We start from the raw sequence: 17,089 nt of genomic DNA on the forward strand, positions 1-17,089 counted from the left end.
ACGTTCGCCGACGTACTTACCGACGCCGTTGTTTCCCCGGAGGGCTTCATTCCATGCATTCTCGTCTTCAAGACAGGCGCCGCGTGCGCGTCGGACTCGTCGGCGTCGGCAATTGCGCGAGCTCCTTCGTCCAGGGCCTCTCCTACTACCGGAATGCCAAGTCGAACGAGCCGGTGCCCGGACTGATGAATGTCGACCTCGGCGGTTACCATATCAGCGACGTCCAGATCGCGTCGGCCTTCGACGTCAACGCCAGCAAGGTCGGCCGCGACGTCGCCGATGCGATTTTCGCGCCGCCCAACAACACGCACCGCTTCTCCGACGTCGCCCCCACCGGCGTGATCGTGCAGCGCGGACCGGTCATGGACGGCATCGGGCACTACCTGACGGACGACGTTCCGATTGCGGACGTGCCGGAGGCTGACGTGTCCGAAGTCCTGGCGATGTCCCGCACCGACGTCCTGGTGTCCTATCTTCCGGTCGGCTCGCAACGCGCCAGCGAATGGTATGCGGCGCGTGCCATCGAAGCGGGCTGCGGCTACGTCAATTGCATTCCCGTCTTCATCGCTTCGAATCCCGAGTGGCGGCGCCGCTTCGAGGAGGCCGGCCTGCCGGTCGTCGGCGACGACATCAAGAGCCAGGTCGGTGCCACCATCCTGCATCGCGTGCTCGCCAATCTCTTCCGTGACCGCGGCGTGCGGCTCGACCGCACCTATCAGCTCAACGTCGGTGGCAATACCGATTTCAAGAACATGCTGGAACGGGAGCGGCTGACCTCGAAGAAGATCTCCAAGACCCAGGCCGTGACCAGCCAGTTCGACGTGCCGATGGACCCCGATAACATCCATGTCGGGCCGAGCGACCACGTGCCGTGGCTCACCGACCGCAAGCTCGCGTTCATCCGCCTGGAGGGAACGACGTTCGGTGGCGTTCCCCTGAGCGCCGAGGTCAAGCTCGAGGTCTGGGATTCCCCGAACTCGGCCGGCGTCGTGATCGACGCAGTGCGCTGCGCCAAGCTCGCCATGGACCGCGGCCAGGCCGGAGCGCTGACCGGTCCTTCGAGCTATTTCATGAAGTCCCCGCCGCAGCAATTCACCGACGAGGAGGCCGGACGGCGGACACGCGCCTTCATCGACGACAAGGCATATGCGTGATGGCCAAGATCATCCATCTCGTTCGGCACGGTCATCATGCGCTGCTCGGCCGCGTTCTGTGCGGGCGGATGAGGGGCGTCGAACTCGACGATCTCGGCTGCGAGGACATGGCGCGCTGTGCCGGGACCCTTTCGCCTCGACCAACGCTCATTCAATCCAGCCCGCAGCGGCGGTGCATGCAGTCGGCCTGCATCCTAGCCGCGCATTTCAGACTGCCGGTCGAGATAGCCCCCGCCCTCGACGAGCTCGACTATGGCGAATGGACCGGACGATCGTTCGACGACCTGGCGCCGGATTCACGATGGTCGCGCTGGAATGGGCGACGCGGCACGAGCCGACCGCCGGGCGGGGAGAGCATGCGGTCGCTTCAAAATCGCATCGTTGCTCATCTGGAGCAACTGCGCAGCGATCGCAATCTCGACATCGTCGTCGCCGTCAGCCATGCCGAGCCGATCCGCGCCGCGCTCCTGCACTATTCGCGGATGCCGCTCGACGAGTTTCTCGCAATCGAGATCGATCCTGCCAGCATCAGCACGCTCCGCGCCGACAGCCGCGGCATGAAGATCACCGGGATCAACCAGCGGGTGCCGGCGTGAAGATCGTCATTTTCGGCCTGACAATCTCCTCCTCCTGGGGCAACGGGCACGCCACCTTGTGGCGCGGCCTCTGCAAGCATCTCGCAAGGTCGGGACACAGCGTCGTCTTTTTCGAGCGCGACGTTCCCTACTATGCCGGTGCCCGAGATCTCTACGAACTGCCCCGTGGCGAGCTCCGGCTGTTCTCGAGCTGGGACGATGTGCGGCAGACGGCAAGCGCCGACGTCCGCGACGCCGACGTCGCAATTGTGACCTCCTATTGCCCCGATGCGATTGCGGCGACCGGTCTGATCCTCTCCGAAGGTCGCGCTGTTCCCGTGTTCTACGACCTCGATACTCCGATTACGCTGGGAAGGCTCCTGGCCGGCGAAGCCGTTCCTTATGTCGGCCCGCGCGGCTTGCGCGATTTCGAGCTGGTGCTCAGCTTTACCGGCGGACCTCGCGTCGCGGATGAATTCCGCGACAGGCTGGGCGCACGCGACACCCGGCCGCTTTATGGTCATGTCGACACCGATATCCATCGGCCGGTCGCACCCCAGCCGCATTATCGCGCCGATCTGTCCTATCTCGGCACTTACTCCGAAGACCGCCAGCGCACGCTCGAGACGCTTTTCGTCACACCCGCGCGGACGCGCAGGGATCTACGCTTCCTGATTGGCGGAGCGCAATATCCGGACGATTTCCCATGGTCGCCCAACATCTATTTCGTGCGGCACCTGCCGCCGCCCGAGCACGCACCGTTCTTTGCCTCGTCGCGGCTGACGCTCAATGTCACGCGCCGGGCCATGGCGGAGATGGGCTGGTGTCCGTCCGGCCGGCTGTTCGAGGCCGCGGCCTGCGGCGTGCCGCTGCTGAGCGACGATTGGCCGGGAATAGCGGATTTCTTCGCGCCCGGAGAGGAGATCCTGATCGCACGCGACGAGCAGGACGCGCTCGCCGCGCTCGCGATGACGGATGCCGAACTCCGACGCATGGCCCAGCGCGCCTATGAACGCACCATGGACCAGCATACGTCCGACAAGCGCGCGCGCGAACTGATCGCGCTGCTCGAGCAGATGGCATCGAGCCGCGTGAGCCGGCAACAACCCGAGGAGGCCTGATCATGTGGGGCATCGTTCCGGCCGCGGGCCGCGGCAGCCGTATCCAGCCGCTCGCCTTCTCCAAGGAATTGCTGCCGGTCGGCAGCCGGCATGACGACGGCACGGACCGCCCCTGCGCCGTCTCCGAATATCTCCTGGAGCGCCTCATCCTCGGCGGCGCCGACAAGATCTGTTTCGTGATCTCGCCGGGCAAATCCGACATCCTCGAATATTTCGGTGACCATTACGCCAGCGCCGAGCTCGCCTATGTCGTGCAACCCGATGCCACCGGACTGTGCGACGCCGTGTTCAGGGCAAGCACGGTCGTCGGGCAGCACGAGGATGTCATGGTCGGCCTGCCCGACACTGTCTGGTTCCCCAAGGCGGCCCTGCAATCCCTACCCGATGCAGACCTCTCGTTCCTGCTGTTCCCGGTCGAGCACCCCGAATTCTTCGATGCGGTGGTGCTGGACGGCGACCAGGTGACGGAGATCCAGGTCAAGCAGCCGAATGCGTCCTCGGACTGGATTTGGGGCGCCTTCAAAATGTCGGCGCGTGGCTTCCGCGAGCTCCAGTCGCTGTGGAACGCGCGCGAACGCCGCGACGAATATTTCGGGACGCTGGTCAACGCCTATCTCGCGGCCGGCGGCCGCGGCGTCGGCGTCAAGGCCGGCGAATCCTACGTCGATGTCGGCACCATCGACGGCTATCGCACGGCAATGGCCCTGCTCGCCGAGACCGCTGAGGGCCGATCGAGGCTGCGGGCCCGCGCGTCGTCGGACGGCGCCCGTCCGCTTACCACGAACAACGGAGCGATTGCATGAGCAGAGGCGCCCTCTCCCGTGAGGAAATCCGCCAGCGCGTCGACGCGCTGGGGCCATGGTTTCACAATCTCGACCTCAAGGGCGTGCCGACCGCGCCGTCGCACTTTCTCGGCGACTATCCCAACGTGAAGTGGCAGCGCTTCTCCGGAATCATCCCCGATCGGCTCGAAGGCAAGACCGTGCTCGATATCGGCTGCAATGCCGGCTTCTACGCCATGGAAATGAAGCGGCGCGGCGCCGAACGCGTGCTCGGCGTCGACACCGACGAGGAATACCTTGCGCAAGCCCGCTTCGCGGCCGAGGTGACTGGGCTGAGGATCGAGTTCCGCAGGATGTCGGCCTACGATGTCGGGCAGCTCCGCGAAAAGTTCGACCTCGTGATCTTCATGGGCGTGCTCTACCATCTGCGGCACCCGCTGCTCGCGCTGGACCTGATCCACGAGCACGTCGCCGGCGATCTCCTGCTGTTCCAGTCGATGCAGCGCGGCGACAGCCGCGTCGATGCGATCGAGAAGAACTACGACTTCTGGACCACCGAGCCGTTCGATTCCTCCGGCTATCCGAAGCTGCACTTCATCGAGCACAAATATGCCGACGACCCCACCAATTGGTGGGTGCCCAATCGCGCCTGTGTCGAGGCCATGCTGCGCAGCGCGGGCTTTGCCATCGCGGCCCATCCGGAGGACGAGGTCTATCTGTGCAGGCGCACGACGCGGCCGCAGGCCGATGGCCCGGTCTATCCGTCGCGGGAGACGGACTGATGATCGAGGCTGCCAAGATCTGGAACGAGCCCAACAACAAGTCGCATTGGGACCTCCTGATCGACCCGGGCTGGGCGATGTTCGCAAACCTGGCGCTGGCGGCCGGCAAGGCCATCCGCAGTGCGCATCCGACATTGCCGCGCGTGCTCGGCGGCATCTCGCCGATCGACCCGTCCTTCATGCGCAACATGCAGGCGCGCGGCGTACTCGATCACGTCGACGCCGTCGCCGTGCACGGATTTCCGCTCGACTGGAATTTGTGGCAGATCGGGGAATGGCCGGCCAAGATCGAGGAGATCAAGGCTGTCACCTCGCTCCCGGTCTGGGTGACCGAGGTCGGCGTCTCCTCGTTCGGCGCCGAGGAGGTGCAGGCCTGGGGCCTGTCGCGCACAGCCGATCTCTTGATCGGCCGCGCGCCGCGCATCCACTGGTACAGCCTCTACGATCTCCCTTCGACCTGGGAGGCGACCACCCGACACAAGGAGGCGGAGGGTTCCTCCTATTACCGGCATTTCCACATGGGCCTGCTGCGCGAGGATGGAACGCCGAAAGCCGCAGCGGAGCTGTTCGGCCAATATGCAGCCGACATGGGCCTGTGCCAGTGGTTTCACTTCGAGGACCATCGACTTGATGACGCCGTGCGCTGGATGCGCCGCTTCGGCGTGAGGCACTTGCGGACCGGCCTATCATGGGCCGACAGCTTCCGTCCCAACGCGCTGGACTGGTTCGACCGCCAGATGGACGCGCTGGCCGAGTTCGAGGTCACCGTGACCTTCTGCTTCACGCCGGAACACCGCGGCCTGGAGCCTCACCACACCAGCCCGCCGCACGACGTGAACGAGTTCGCCGATTTCTGCGCGCAGATGGTTGAGCGCTATTGCACCAAGACCGGCCTCGCTTCGTCGCTGGCGCCGCCGCCGCTCAGGGAGCCGACATGCGTGCCCTGATCCTGGTAATGGATTCGGTCGGTATCGGCGCGGCGCCTGATGCCAAGAATTACGGCGACGAAGGCGCCGATACGGTCGGCCACATCGCGGACGCGTGCATGGCTGGCGATGCCAACAGCCCGCAGCGGGAAGGCCCATTGCGCGTTCCCAATCTCGTGGCGCTGGGCCTGGGTGAAGCCTGCCATCTCGCTACGGGCCGGGTCCCGCCCGGGCTCGACGGCCGGGTTCAACATGCGCGTTATGGATGCGCGAGCGAGATATCCAGGGGCAAGGACACGCCCTCGGGCCATTGGGAGATCGCCGGCGTACCTGTCGCGTTCGACTGGGGCTATTTTCCAAAAATCCAGCCCTCCTTCCCGCGCGATCTCGTGGAGAAGCTGTGCGAACAAGCCGGGCTGCCCGGCATCCTCGGGAACTGCCACGCCTCCGGCACCGACATCATCTCCGAATTCGGCGAGCGCCACATGCGCAGCGGCGAACCGATCTGCTACACCTCGGCCGACAGTGTGTTCCAGATCGCGGCGCACGAAGAGGCGTTCGGGCTCGAGCGGCTCTACGAGGTCTGCACGATTGCGAGGCGACTGGTCGATTCCCTGAACATCGGCCGCGTCATCGCGCGTCCGTTCGTCGGATCAAACGTGCGGGACTTCAAGCGCACCTCGCACCGGCGAGATTTCTCGGTTCCGCCGCCCGAAAGAACCATTCTCGACCTTGCGGAAATCTCCGGCCGTGACATCGTGACGATCGGCAAGATCGACGACATTTTCGCCCATCGCGGCACCGGGCGAAACCTGCGCGGCGACGGCAATGCGGCACTTTTCGATGCCACGCTCGATGGGCTGGCAAGCCTTGCACCGGGCGGGCTGCTGTTCGCGAACTTCATCGATTTCGACACGCTCTACGGCCACCGTCGCGACGTGGCCGGCTACGCAGCGGCGCTCGAAGCCTTCGATGCCCGCCTTCCCGAACTGCTGAACCGGCTGGGAAGCGACGATCTGCTGATCATCACCGCCGACCATGGCTGCGATCCGACCTGGAGCGGCACCGATCACACGCGCGAGCAGGTCCCGATCCTGGCATGGACCGCACAATCAATATCTCCGATTGGCCGGCGCGCGGGGTTCGCGGATATCGGTGCGACCGTAGCAAGGCATCTCGACCTGCCCGCGCCGCTTCATGGCGCGCATTTCTAGCCGCGATTCACCTGGGTTATTGATCCAGGTTAGAGAAATTTTCGTTTGTAGGTCTCGCAGGAACGAACATTCCTTGCATCGCTTCTAACTCCCAGACGTGACTGGCGCGCGGGTCGCCCGACCAAGCAAAAGCGCGCTTCAACTCTCATCATCGACTGATCCCGAACGGATCGGTCCCATGCGGCACGGAGCGGTGAATGACGCGGGTATTGATTACTGGAGGCGCGGGATTCATCGGCTCACATGCGACCGACGTGCTGCTTGCGGCCGGTTACGACGTTCGCCTGCTCGATAATCTGTCTCCGCAGGTCCACGGCGGCAACCGCCAGCGGCCCGCCTATCTCGCCGACGACGCGGAGCTCGTCGTCGGCGACGTCACAGATGCCGTCGCCGTCGAACAGGCCTTGCGCGGCGCCGACATGGTCCTGCATCTCGCCTCCGCCGTCGGCGTCGGCCAGAGCATGTACGACATCGAGCCCTATGTCAGGACAAACGAGCTCGGCACCGCGGTGCTGCTGCAGGCGCTGGCCAAGCGCCCGGTTGCGCGGCTGGTCGTGGCATCCTCGATGAGCATCTACGGCGAGGGCCTCTATCGGGACGGCGGCGGGAGCATCGTCGCGTGCGACGAACGGCCGATCGAGCAGCTTCGCAAAGGCGAGTGGGAATTGCGGGGTACCGCTGGTCATCCGCTCGATCCCGTGCCCACCCCTGAAACGAAGCAGCCGTCGTTGAGCTCGATCTACGCGCTGAACAAGTATGCGCAGGAGCGCATGTGCCTGATCACAGGCAAGGCCTACGGCATTCCGACCGTCGCCTTGCGCTTCTTCAACGTGTTCGGTCCGCGCCAGGCCCTGTCCAATCCCTATACCGGCGTGCTGGCCATCTTCGCCGCACGGCTGCTCAACGGCCGGCCGCCACTCGTCTTCGAGGACGGCCTGCAGCGGCGCGACTTCGTTCATGTCCACGACGTCGCCCGCGTCTGCCGCATGGCGCTCGAAGCCGACCACAGCCAGGACGTCTTCAACGTCGGATCGGGTCAGAGCCGCACTATTCTGTCGGTTGCCGAGGATCTGGCCCAGGTGATGGGGCGGCGCGAGATCGCCCCCGAGATCACGCGGAAATATCGAGCCGGCGACATCCGGCACTGCTTTGCCGATATCGGCAAGTCACGCGACCTGCTCGGTTTCGAGCCGCATGTCGCGTTCAAGGACGGCCTTGAAGAGCTCGCCGAATATCTCGCCGACCAGATCGCCGACGATCAGGCCGAGCGGGCGACCCGCGAGCTGCTGCAACGAGGGTTAGTTGCGTAATGAGCGAACAAGAGAACGGACACGTCCTGGTCACCGGCGGCTGCGGCTTCATCGGCTGCAATCTCGCCGACCGCCTCGCCGAGCGGGGTGATCGCGTGCTGGTGCTGGACAATCTCGCCCGCGTCGGCGTGCGCGAGAACGCGCAATGGCTGAAATCCCGGCATGGCGACCGCGTCACCATCACGGTGGCTGATATCCGCGACCCAATTCCGGTGATCGACGCCGTGCGCGAGGCGCGAGCCGTGCTGCACCTCGCAGCCCAGGTCGCCGTCACCGATAGCGTCAGCGATCCGGCCGCTGATTTCGAGATCAACGCGCGCGGCACGCTGAACGTGCTCGAAGCCGTTCGCCTGCATAACGGCTCGGCGCCGGTGATCTTCGCCTCGACCAACAAAGTATACGGGCGCCTGATCGAGGACAGCGAGATTGCGCCCCAGGGCCGCCGCTACACGCCGGTCAGCGGTATGCTCAGCGGCGGCATCTCGGAGAACGCTCCGCTGGATTTCTACAGCCCCTATGGATGCTCCAAGGGCACGGCCGATCAATACGTCCACGATTATGCCCGGGTGTTCGGGCTGCAGACCGTGGTGATGCGCATGAGCTGCATCTACGGGCCGCGGCAGTTCGGCACCGAGGATCAGGGCTGGATCGCACACTTCCTGCTCAGCGCCATCCGCGGCAATCCGCTGACGATCTATGGCGATGGCAAGCAGGTCCGTGATGCGCTGCACGTGTCAGACGCGGTGAGCGCCTGGCTCGCGGCGCTCGACCACATCGCGCTGGCCCGCGGGCGCGTCTTCAATCTCGGCGGCGGTCCGGCAAATGCAATCAGCCTGCTCGAACTGATCGACCGCATCACCGAGCTGACCGGCCGCAAGATCAGCTACCGCTTTGCGGATTGGCGACCAGGCGATCAACCCTGGTACGTCACCGACACCCGGGCGCTCGCCACCGCGCTCGGCTGGAGGCCACAAATGTCCCTCGCGGAGGGCCTCCGCTCGCTTCACGCCTGGCTCGACGACCGCTTCGGATCACCCGGAAACCGCGAGGCCTTGGCATGACGCGGATCGCTCTCATCAATCCCAACTGGGATTTTGCCGGAAGCATCTATTTCGGCTGCCGCTCCCCTCACCTTCCGCTCGAGCTCGGCATTGCCGAGCACTATCTGAAGGCCGCCGGCCACAACACGCTGCTGCTCGACGCGCACATGTTCGATCTCTCGCTTCGCGAGATCGAGGCCGAGCTGCGCGCCTTCGGTCCCGACCAGATCGTCTTCACCACTGCGCCGACTTATCTGTTCTGGCGCTGCGCGCCGCCGGAGCTTCGCGTGCCGCAACAGCTCGCACTGGCGATTCGGGACCTTGCGCCGACACTGATTGCGGTGGGCCCGCACGGCTCGACCACACCGAAGACCGCCTTGAAGAAGCTCGGCGTCGACATCATCGTGATGGGCGAGTGCGAGATGTCCCTGCTGCGTCTCGCCAATGGCGAGCGGGACTTTCCGGGCCTGTGCTTCGCCGACGGCGGATCGCTCCGGGTCAAGGGCGGCCCACAGGCGGTCGCATTCAGTGATCAGCCAGCGCTCGACTGGCCGGACGAGATGATCCGGCGCCACCATCACCACCATCACCGCTTCGAGGCCGAGCCGACGGCGCCAGGCGCCGAGGTCGAGGCCTCGCGCGGCTGCCCCTACAACTGCACGTTCTGCGCCAAGGAGAAGTTCCGCAACGCCTATCGCAAGCGGCCGCCAGCGGTCATTCTCGACGAGATCGATCATCTGCGCCATCAAGGCATAGAGTACGTCTATTTCATCGACGAGATCTTCCTTCCCAATCGCGAGCTGCTGGAGGGGTTGACGACCCGCGGGCTGAAGTTCGGCGTACAGACGCGTATCGACCTGTGGAAGCCCGACATGCTCACCCTGCTCGGTCGCGCCGGCTGCGTCTCGATCGAAGCCGGCGTCGAGAGCCTGACCGTGGAAGGGCGCGCCGCCCTCGCCAAGAATTGCAAGATGACCACGGATCAGCTCGCCGACCGGTTGGTCGAAGCCCGCCGCCACGTCCCCTTCGTGCAGGCCAATCTGATCGAGGTGCCCGAGGACGACGATCCCGTCGTGCAGCGCTGGCGCCGCACGATGCAGGATGCCGGTGTCTGGGCCAACGATCCGGTGCCGCTCTATCCCTATCCCGGTTCGCCTGACTATCGAAAGCTCTGGGGCGAGCCCGACGATTTCGCCTGGGAGCGTGCGCACCGGCACTATCTCGCGATGTTCGACCAGTTCAGCGACGTGCAGAACGATCGGCCGGTCCCGCTCGATACTCTCGAACTCCAGGTGGCCTCATGAGCCCTGGCGCGGACCTCAGGATCATGATGACGACCGACACGGTTGGCGGCGTGTGGACCTACTCCTGCGCCCTCGCCTCCAGCCTTGCTGCGTCCGGTGCCGACGTCACGCTCGTGACGTTGGGTCCGCGGGCTCGGATCGATCAGCGTCAGATGCTGCGCGACACCGGCGTGCACTTGGTCGAAACGGACCTCGCCCTCGAATGGCAGGACCCGGAGGGGCGGAACGTCTCCGACGCAAGGCACGTGCTCGCCAATCTCGAAGCCAGGTTGATGCCTGATGTCGTGCATCTGAACAGTTTTCGCGAGGCGACCTTTGGCTGGCACGCCCCGACGGTGCTGGTGGCGCATTCCTGCGTGAAGTCCTGGGCGCTGGCCTGCCGCGATACCGCCTGGCTCGGCGAGCCCCGATGGCGCCGCTATACCGAACGGGTCGCCGCGGCGCTCGACATGGCGCAGGCCTGGGTGTGTCCAAGCCGGGCCTTTTACGACGACATGACGACGATCTACCGGCCCCGGTCGCGCGGTGCGGTGATCTGGAACGGAATTGCGCCTCGCGCCCCCTCGGGACGGAAACAGGATCTGATCTTCGCGGCCGGTCGGCTGTGGGACCGGGCCAAGAACATCGAAGCTCTCGCCGCCGCCGCACCCGGGCTGGATTGGCCGATCGAGGTCGCCGGCCCCATCGACGCAGGCCTGCCTGCGGGTGTGACCTGGCTTGGAGAGCTGCCTCACGAGGCCATGGCCGCACGCTTGCAGCATGCGGCGATCTTCGTCAGCCCCGCGCTCTATGAACCCTTCGGCCTTTCGGTGCTGGAAGCAGCCGCGGCAGGCTGCGCGCTGGTCCTCTCCGACATCCCGACCTTTCGCGAGTTGTGGCGCGGAGCCGCTCTGTTCTTCGATCCGGCCGACGGCCACGCGCTGCATCGGATGCTTGCAGACCTCTGCGCTGACGATGTCGAGCGCGCACGCCTGCAGCGCGCCGCCTATGAGCAATCCCTGACTTATTCGCTGACGCGGACGACGAGCGCCTATCTCGGTCTCTACGAGGACCTGCTCGCATCGAGCCGGACGAGCGCGGCAACCGAACAAATCGAGGTGCGCGCATGAAATGCGTCCTGTTCTATCACGCGTTCACCTCGTGCTGGAACAACGGCAACGCCCATTTCCTGCGTGGCTATGCGCGTGAGCTCCATGCGCTCGGGCACGAGGTCGTCGTGTACGAACCCATCGACGGCTGGAGCCGGCTGAACGCCATCCGCGAGGGCGGCAGTCATGCAATGGAGAATATTCCCGCTCTCTTCCCCGGCATCGACATCCGCCGCTACGGTGCCCGTCTCGATCTCGAGCGGGCGCTGGACGGCGCCGATCTCGTTATCGTGCATGAATGGAATTCGCCCGATCTCATCGCGCAGATCGGGCGCCGCCGGGCGCAAGGCGCGCCCTTCACCCTGCTGTTCCACGACACCCATCACCGCGCCGTTAGCGCGCCGGAGGAGCTTGCGCAATTCGATCTCGACGGATTCGACGGCGTGCTCGCCTTCGGCGAGGTGCTTCGGCAGATTTACCTGAAGCTCGGCTGGGCGGACCGGGTCTTCACCTGGCATGAAGCCGCCGATGTCGCGCTGTATCATCCGCTGCCGCAGATTGAGCGTTCCGAAGATCTGGTCTGGATTGGCAATTGGGGCGATGGCGAGCGCAGCGCCGAACTGAACGAGTTTCTGGTCGAGCCCGTGGCTGAGCTGAAGCTCCGCGCGAGCGTCCATGGCGTGCGCTATTCGGACGATGCACTCCACACCATCAGGAGCGCAGGTATCCGCTATGGCGGCTGGCTGCCGGCACATTGGGCCCCCGTCGCCTTCGCCGGCGCGCGAGCGACGATACATGTGCCGCGCGGGCCTTACGTAGCCCTGCTTCCGGGCATTCCGACCATCCGCGTGTTCGAAGCGCTGGCGTGCGGCATTCCCCTGGTTTCGGCGCCTTGGTCGGATACGGAAAGTCTGTTCCCGAAGGGCGCCTATCTCAGCGCCGCCGATGGCGCGCAGATGAAGCGAGCGCTTCGCGCCGTTATCGACGATCCGGAATTGTCTTCCGCGATGGTGGCCACTGGCCTGAAGACCATCCAGGATCGTCACACCTGCCGTCACCGCGCCGAGCAGCTCATCGATATCGTGGCGGACATCAAGGGTTCCAGCCGCCCGTCACAGCCTCAGCACCACATCGGAGCCGTCGCATGAAGATCTGCTTCTTCGGATCCAGCCTCGTCTCGTCCTACTGGAACGGCGCCGCCACCTATTATCGCGGCATGCTGAAGGAGATCGCGGCGCTGGGCCACGACGTCACCTTCTACGAACCCGACGCGTTCGAGCGCCAGTCGCATCGCGACATCGACGATCCAGATTGGGCGCGCGTGGCGGTCTATCCCGCAACGCCGGACGGCTGGCGCCGCTCGCTCGATAAAGCCGCGCAATCGGCCGACATGCTGATCAAGGCCAGCGGCGTCGGCGTGTTCGACCAGGAGCTGGAGACTGCCGTCGCCGCGTTGCCGCCCCGCGCGATACGCATCTACTGGGACGTCGACGCTCCCGCCACGCTCGAAGCGATGGAGAGCGACCCGCAGCATCATCTGCGTCGCGCGATCCCGTCCTATGATATGGTCCTGACCTATGGCGGCGGCGACGGCGTCGTGTCGGCCTACCGATCGATGGGCGCAGGGGACTGCGTGCCGATCTACAATGCGCTCGATCCGGCCACGCATTTTCCGGCGCTGCCCAATCCGCGCTTCGCCTGCGATCTCAGCCTGCTGGCGAACCGCCTGCCTGATCGCGAGACGCGCGTCGAGCACTTCTTCCTCGATGTCGCGCGCCGCCTGCCCGGAAAGTCCTTCGTGCTCGGCGGCTCCGGCTGGGACGACAAGGAGGCCTCTGCCAATCTGCGCAAGGTCGGCCATATCGGCACCGCCGATCACAACGCGTTCTTCGGCTCCGCTCTCGCCACGCTGAACGTCAATCGCGACAGCATGGCGCGCTACGGCTTCTCCCCGCCAACCCGCGTGTTCGAAGCGATCGGCGCCGGCGCTTGCCTGATCACCGATCAATGGGCCGGCATCGATCATTTTCTCGAACCCGGCCGCGAGGTGCTGGTTGCCGCTGACGGAGCCGAGGTCGCAGAGCACCTCGCTGCGCTGGATCCAGAGCGGGCCCGCTCGATCGCCCGCCGCGCCCGCGCGCGCATTCTCAGCCAGCACACTTACCGGCAGCGCGCCCACCAATTCAACGATCTCTTCGTCGCAAGCAGCTCGCGAATCGAGGCAGCAGAATGAACCTTTCCATCGTCGTCATCGGACTTTCGGTCACTTCGTCCTGGGGCAACGGTCACGCCACGACGTACCGCGCCCTGATCGAAGCCCTGGCGCGACGAGGTCACCGCGTCACGTTTCTGGAGCGAGACGTACCCTGGTATCGAGATCACCGCGATCTGACCAAGCCCTCTGCCTGGGCTGTCGAGCTCTACCATTCCTTGAAGGAAATTCCGCGCCGGTTCGGCAAGCTGATCCGCGATGCCGATCTGGTGATCATCGGCTCCTATGTTCCTGACGGTATCGCGATTGCCGAGTGGACGACGGCCCACGCGCGGGGCATCACGGCATTCTACGACATCGACACGCCGGTCACACTGGCGAGGCTCGAGCAGGGCCTCAATTATCTCTCCGCCGCAATGATCCCGCGCTTCGATCTTTATCTATCCTTCACCGGCGGACCGGTGCCCAGCATGATCGAGCAGAGCTACGGCAGTCCACTCGCACGTGTCCTTTATTGCAGCGCGGATGCGGAGATCTACGCACCGAAGCGAGCGCAGGCGAAATGGGCACTGGGCTATCTCGGGACCTACAGCGAGGACCGGCAGCCGGTTCTCGACGAGTTGCTGCTTGCACCGGCGCGCTCGCTGCCGTCGGAACAATTCGTCGTCGCCGGCGCGCAGTATCCCGAACATATCGCCTGGCCCGCCAACGTTGCCCGGATCGAGCACCTCCCGCCAAAGCAGCATCCGACGTTCTACGCCGCGCAACGCTTCTCCCTGAATGCCACCCGCGCAGACATGAGGACGCTGGGTTTCTCACCGAGCGTCCGGTTGTTCGAGGCCGCCGCCTGCGGCACGCCCGTGATCTCGGACCGATGGCCCGGGATCGAGACGATCTTCGCGCCGTCGCGCGAAATCCTGCTGGCATCCAGCCCGCGCGAGGTCATCGCGATCCTGCGCGACATGTCGGAGGAGCAACGGCGCACGATCGCTCACAACGCGCGGCGGCGGGTTCTCGCCGATCACACCCCCGACCATCGCGCCCGGCAGCTCGAGACCTATTACGCCGAGGCATCCGTGCGGCGCCGCCGCAAGACGGCGCCCCTTCCCGTCGCTCGCCCCATGCAGGTCGCCGAACTATGAAAGGCCAGATCATGACACTCCAGACCCGCATCCACGCTTCCCGCCGCTCGCCGACGGTCCTGGTCGCCGGCGGTGCCGGCTTCATCGGATCGCACCTTTGTGACGCGCTCCTGCAACGCGGCAGCATGGTGATCTGCCTCGACAATTTGTTCACGGGGACGGCCGAAAACATCCGGCCGCTGCTCAATCACCCGAACTTCCGTTTCGTCGAGCATGATGTTCGCGACCCCATCGAGATCGAGGGCGATATCGACCGGATCTACAGCCTCGCCTGCCCGGCCTCCCCCCGGCACTATCAGACCGATCCGGTCGGGACGATGAAGACCTGCGTGCTCGGCTCGATCAACTTGCTCGAACTCGCGCGGCAGAAGCGCGCCCGGGTCCTTCAGGCCTCCACCAGCGAGGTCTACGGCGACCCCGAGGTGCATCCGCAGCCGGAATCCTATCTCGGCAGCGTCAACCCGATCGGGCCGCGGGCCTGCTACGACGAGGGTAAGCGCGCCGCGGAGACGCTGATGTTCGACTACCGGCGCATGCACGGGACGGAGGTCAAGGTCGCTCGCATCTTCAACACCTATGGACCGCGCATGCTCGAGAATGACGGACGCGTCGTCTCCAACTTCATCGTTCAAGCCTTGCGCGGAGAGCCGATCACGATCTACGGCCAAGGCACGCAAACGCGCAGCTTCTGCTTCATCGACGATCTCGTGCGGGGGCTTCAGCTTTTGATGGAGAGCCCCGCCTCGGTCACCGGTCCATACAATCTCGGCAATCCGCACGAGGTCACGATCGAGGCGATCGCTCGTGAAGTGCTGGCCTGCACTGAATCGGCCTCCCCGCTGCGCTTCGAAGCCCTACCAAAGGACGATCCCAAGCGGCGCAAGCCCGTGATCGATGCCGCAGAGAAGATTCTGGGATGGCGTCCGCGGGTGGCACTGAGGGACGGTCTTCAAGCGACCATCGCTTATTTTGCACTACGTCTCGCCGGCGAGTCGCCCCCGCTCGTGCCGGCCATCACCCCGCGCAGGGTGCGCCATCCAGCGCGCGACCGGCTGACGATGTCCGATCAACCGTGACGGCAGATCATTCGAGAGTGCCGTCAGCGCGCCTCCACGACGGCCGGACTCAGGTCGCATCGGCGGATTCCAACACTTTCGTCGCGGCGTCGTGACGGCCGTTCGCGAAGACGCGGCGATAGAGCACGACCGAGAGGAGCCATGCGACCGCGAACAGCGCAATCACGGCGAAGCCGACATTGGCGAGCGATTCGTTGAGATCCTCGACCAGCGTCCAGGCGCCGCCGGACAGGCCAAAACGGTCGGCGACCAACCCGAGCGCCTCCACGCCGCCGATGAACAGCGCGACTGCGACAGAGGCCGCGGTGATCGTGAGGTTGTACCAGAGCTTTCGCAAGGGATCGACGAAGGCCCAGCGATAGGCACTCACCATCAGCGCGGAATCGGCAGTGTCGACCAGCGCCATGCCGGCTGCGAACAATGCGGGAAAGACCAGGACATGGGCAAGCGCGGCCCCACGCGCCGCCTCGCTCGCGGAAATACTGAGCAGGCCAATCTCGGTCGCAGTGTCGAACCCGAGGCCGAACAGGAATCCCAGCGGATACATGTGCGAGGGCTTCGTAACCAGGCGGAACAACGGTCCGAGGGCGCGGGCGAGAACGCCGCGGCTGGCCAGCAGCGCGTCGAGTTGCGCAGGATCGTGAACGCCCTGCTCGCGCGCCGCGCGAAACGTTCGCCACAGGCCCGCGAAAATGACGAGATTGATGGCCGCGATCGCGAGCAGGAACAGCGCCGATACCGAGGTACCGACGAAGCCGCCGATCTCCTTGAGCAGGCTATCGCCGCCAAGACTCACCACCCCTAGCGCAAGCAGCATGGTCGCGACCACGACGACGGTGGAATGGCCGAGTGCGAAATAGAGCCCGACGCTGCGCGGGCTATCACCCGCATGCATCAGCTTGCGCACAACGTTGTCGATCGCCGCAATGTGGTCGGCGTCGACGGCGTGGCGCAGACCGAACACCCAGGCCAGAAGTGCGGTCGCGATCACCGTCGGCCGGTCTCCGAACAGCGCGAAGGCCCAGCCCCATGCGGCGATGTTGGCCGCGAAGAGTCCACCGAGCAGCGCCACCGTCCCGGGCTCGACCGCCCGCAAAATCCGCTTCGCCACTCGCTCCACCCATCCGACCCGGCAGTATGACGTTTATCAAAGTCTCTCATACTGGCAAGAGCAACAACTGGACAAAGTCCGAGCAGGCAGATCGGAAAGCCGGCAAGAACCGAAGCCAAATGCTGTTCTAAGGGAGGAAGGTTGCGCGCGATTTCATCAGCTATGGAACCGATCGCTGTGAAGTGGCTCACATCCGATCGGACAATCTGGATGTATTCGTCATGCCGGGTGGAGATGGCAGACGGAGATACG

General features: G+C 65.1%; 16 protein-coding genes. 15 read left to right on the forward strand and 1 reads right to left on the reverse strand.

Going from position 1 to position 17,089, the window contains the following annotated elements:
* Positions 1-53: 53 nt before the first annotated feature.
* The 15 genes from P6U29_RS26500 (at position 54) to P6U29_RS26570 (ending at position 15,726) form a co-directional block, all read left to right on the forward strand.
* Positions 54-1,154 carry an inositol-3-phosphate synthase gene (locus P6U29_RS26500; RefSeq protein ID WP_407113024.1) on the forward strand — a complete coding sequence of 367 codons (1,101 nt, stop codon included), beginning with the start codon at positions 54-56 and terminating at the stop codon, positions 1,152-1,154.
* Complete coding sequence (locus P6U29_RS26505; RefSeq protein ID WP_407113025.1) at positions 1,154-1,750, forward strand: histidine phosphatase family protein; 597 nt, start codon at positions 1,154-1,156, stop codon at positions 1,748-1,750. The genes P6U29_RS26500 and P6U29_RS26505 overlap by 1 nt, the downstream gene beginning before the upstream one ends.
* Positions 1,747-2,850 (forward strand): glycosyltransferase, encoded by a 1,104-nt coding sequence (locus P6U29_RS26510; protein ID WP_407113026.1) that lies wholly within the window; start codon positions 1,747-1,749, stop codon positions 2,848-2,850. Before P6U29_RS26505 ends, P6U29_RS26510 begins: the two co-directional genes overlap by 4 nt.
* A gap of 2 nt (positions 2,851-2,852) precedes the next feature.
* The gene (locus P6U29_RS26515; protein WP_407113027.1) at positions 2,853-3,653 is read left to right on the forward strand and encodes a nucleotidyltransferase family protein; all 801 of its coding nucleotides are present in this window, start codon (positions 2,853-2,855) and stop codon (positions 3,651-3,653) included.
* Positions 3,650-4,414 (forward strand): TIGR04290 family methyltransferase, encoded by a 765-nt coding sequence (locus P6U29_RS26520; protein WP_407113028.1) that lies wholly within the window; start codon positions 3,650-3,652, stop codon positions 4,412-4,414. Before P6U29_RS26515 ends, P6U29_RS26520 begins: the two co-directional genes overlap by 4 nt.
* Positions 4,414-5,361 (forward strand): beta-xylosidase, encoded by a 948-nt coding sequence (locus tag P6U29_RS26525; protein ID WP_407113029.1) that lies wholly within the window; start codon positions 4,414-4,416, stop codon positions 5,359-5,361. Before P6U29_RS26520 ends, P6U29_RS26525 begins: the two co-directional genes overlap by 1 nt.
* On the forward strand, positions 5,349-6,554 hold the full coding sequence (locus P6U29_RS26530; protein WP_407113030.1) for a phosphopentomutase: 1,206 nt from the start codon (positions 5,349-5,351) through the stop codon (positions 6,552-6,554). Before P6U29_RS26525 ends, P6U29_RS26530 begins: the two co-directional genes overlap by 13 nt.
* Before the next feature lie 197 nt (positions 6,555-6,751).
* Positions 6,752-7,864, forward strand: a complete 1,113-nt coding sequence (locus P6U29_RS26535) for an NAD-dependent epimerase/dehydratase family protein (RefSeq protein ID WP_407113031.1) — start codon at positions 6,752-6,754, stop codon at positions 7,862-7,864.
* Complete coding sequence (locus P6U29_RS26540; RefSeq protein ID WP_407113032.1) at positions 7,864-8,925, forward strand: SDR family NAD(P)-dependent oxidoreductase; 1,062 nt, start codon at positions 7,864-7,866, stop codon at positions 8,923-8,925. The genes P6U29_RS26535 and P6U29_RS26540 overlap by 1 nt, the downstream gene beginning before the upstream one ends.
* Positions 8,922-10,208, forward strand: a complete 1,287-nt coding sequence (locus tag P6U29_RS26545; RefSeq protein ID WP_407113033.1) for a TIGR04295 family B12-binding domain-containing radical SAM protein — start codon at positions 8,922-8,924, stop codon at positions 10,206-10,208. Before P6U29_RS26540 ends, P6U29_RS26545 begins: the two co-directional genes overlap by 4 nt.
* Positions 10,205-11,317, forward strand: coding sequence for a glycosyltransferase family 4 protein (locus tag P6U29_RS26550; RefSeq protein ID WP_407113034.1), 1,113 nt, complete (start codon positions 10,205-10,207; stop codon positions 11,315-11,317). Before P6U29_RS26545 ends, P6U29_RS26550 begins: the two co-directional genes overlap by 4 nt.
* The gene (locus P6U29_RS26555; protein WP_407113035.1) at positions 11,314-12,444 is read left to right on the forward strand and encodes a glycosyltransferase; all 1,131 of its coding nucleotides are present in this window, start codon (positions 11,314-11,316) and stop codon (positions 12,442-12,444) included. The genes P6U29_RS26550 and P6U29_RS26555 overlap by 4 nt, the downstream gene beginning before the upstream one ends.
* Entirely contained in the window at positions 12,441-13,529 is a 1,089-nt protein-coding gene (locus P6U29_RS26560) for a glycosyltransferase (protein ID WP_407113036.1), read from the forward strand. The genes P6U29_RS26555 and P6U29_RS26560 overlap by 4 nt, the downstream gene beginning before the upstream one ends.
* Positions 13,526-14,650 (forward strand): glycosyltransferase, encoded by a 1,125-nt coding sequence (locus P6U29_RS26565; protein WP_407113037.1) that lies wholly within the window; start codon positions 13,526-13,528, stop codon positions 14,648-14,650. The genes P6U29_RS26560 and P6U29_RS26565 overlap by 4 nt, the downstream gene beginning before the upstream one ends.
* 11 nt (positions 14,651-14,661) lie before the next feature.
* On the forward strand, positions 14,662-15,726 hold the full coding sequence (locus P6U29_RS26570; protein WP_407113038.1) for a UDP-glucuronic acid decarboxylase family protein: 1,065 nt from the start codon (positions 14,662-14,664) through the stop codon (positions 15,724-15,726).
* Between the two features lie 49 nt (positions 15,727-15,775).
* Here P6U29_RS26570 and P6U29_RS26575 read toward each other — a convergent pair whose 3' ends face one another.
* Entirely contained in the window at positions 15,776-16,837 is a 1,062-nt protein-coding gene (locus P6U29_RS26575) for a HoxN/HupN/NixA family nickel/cobalt transporter (protein ID WP_407113039.1), read from the reverse strand.
* Between the last annotated feature and the right edge of the window lie 252 nt (positions 16,838-17,089).

Source organism: Bradyrhizobium sp. LMG 9283 (assembly GCF_045571415.1).
Classification (GTDB): Bacteria; Pseudomonadota; Alphaproteobacteria; order Rhizobiales; family Xanthobacteraceae; genus Bradyrhizobium.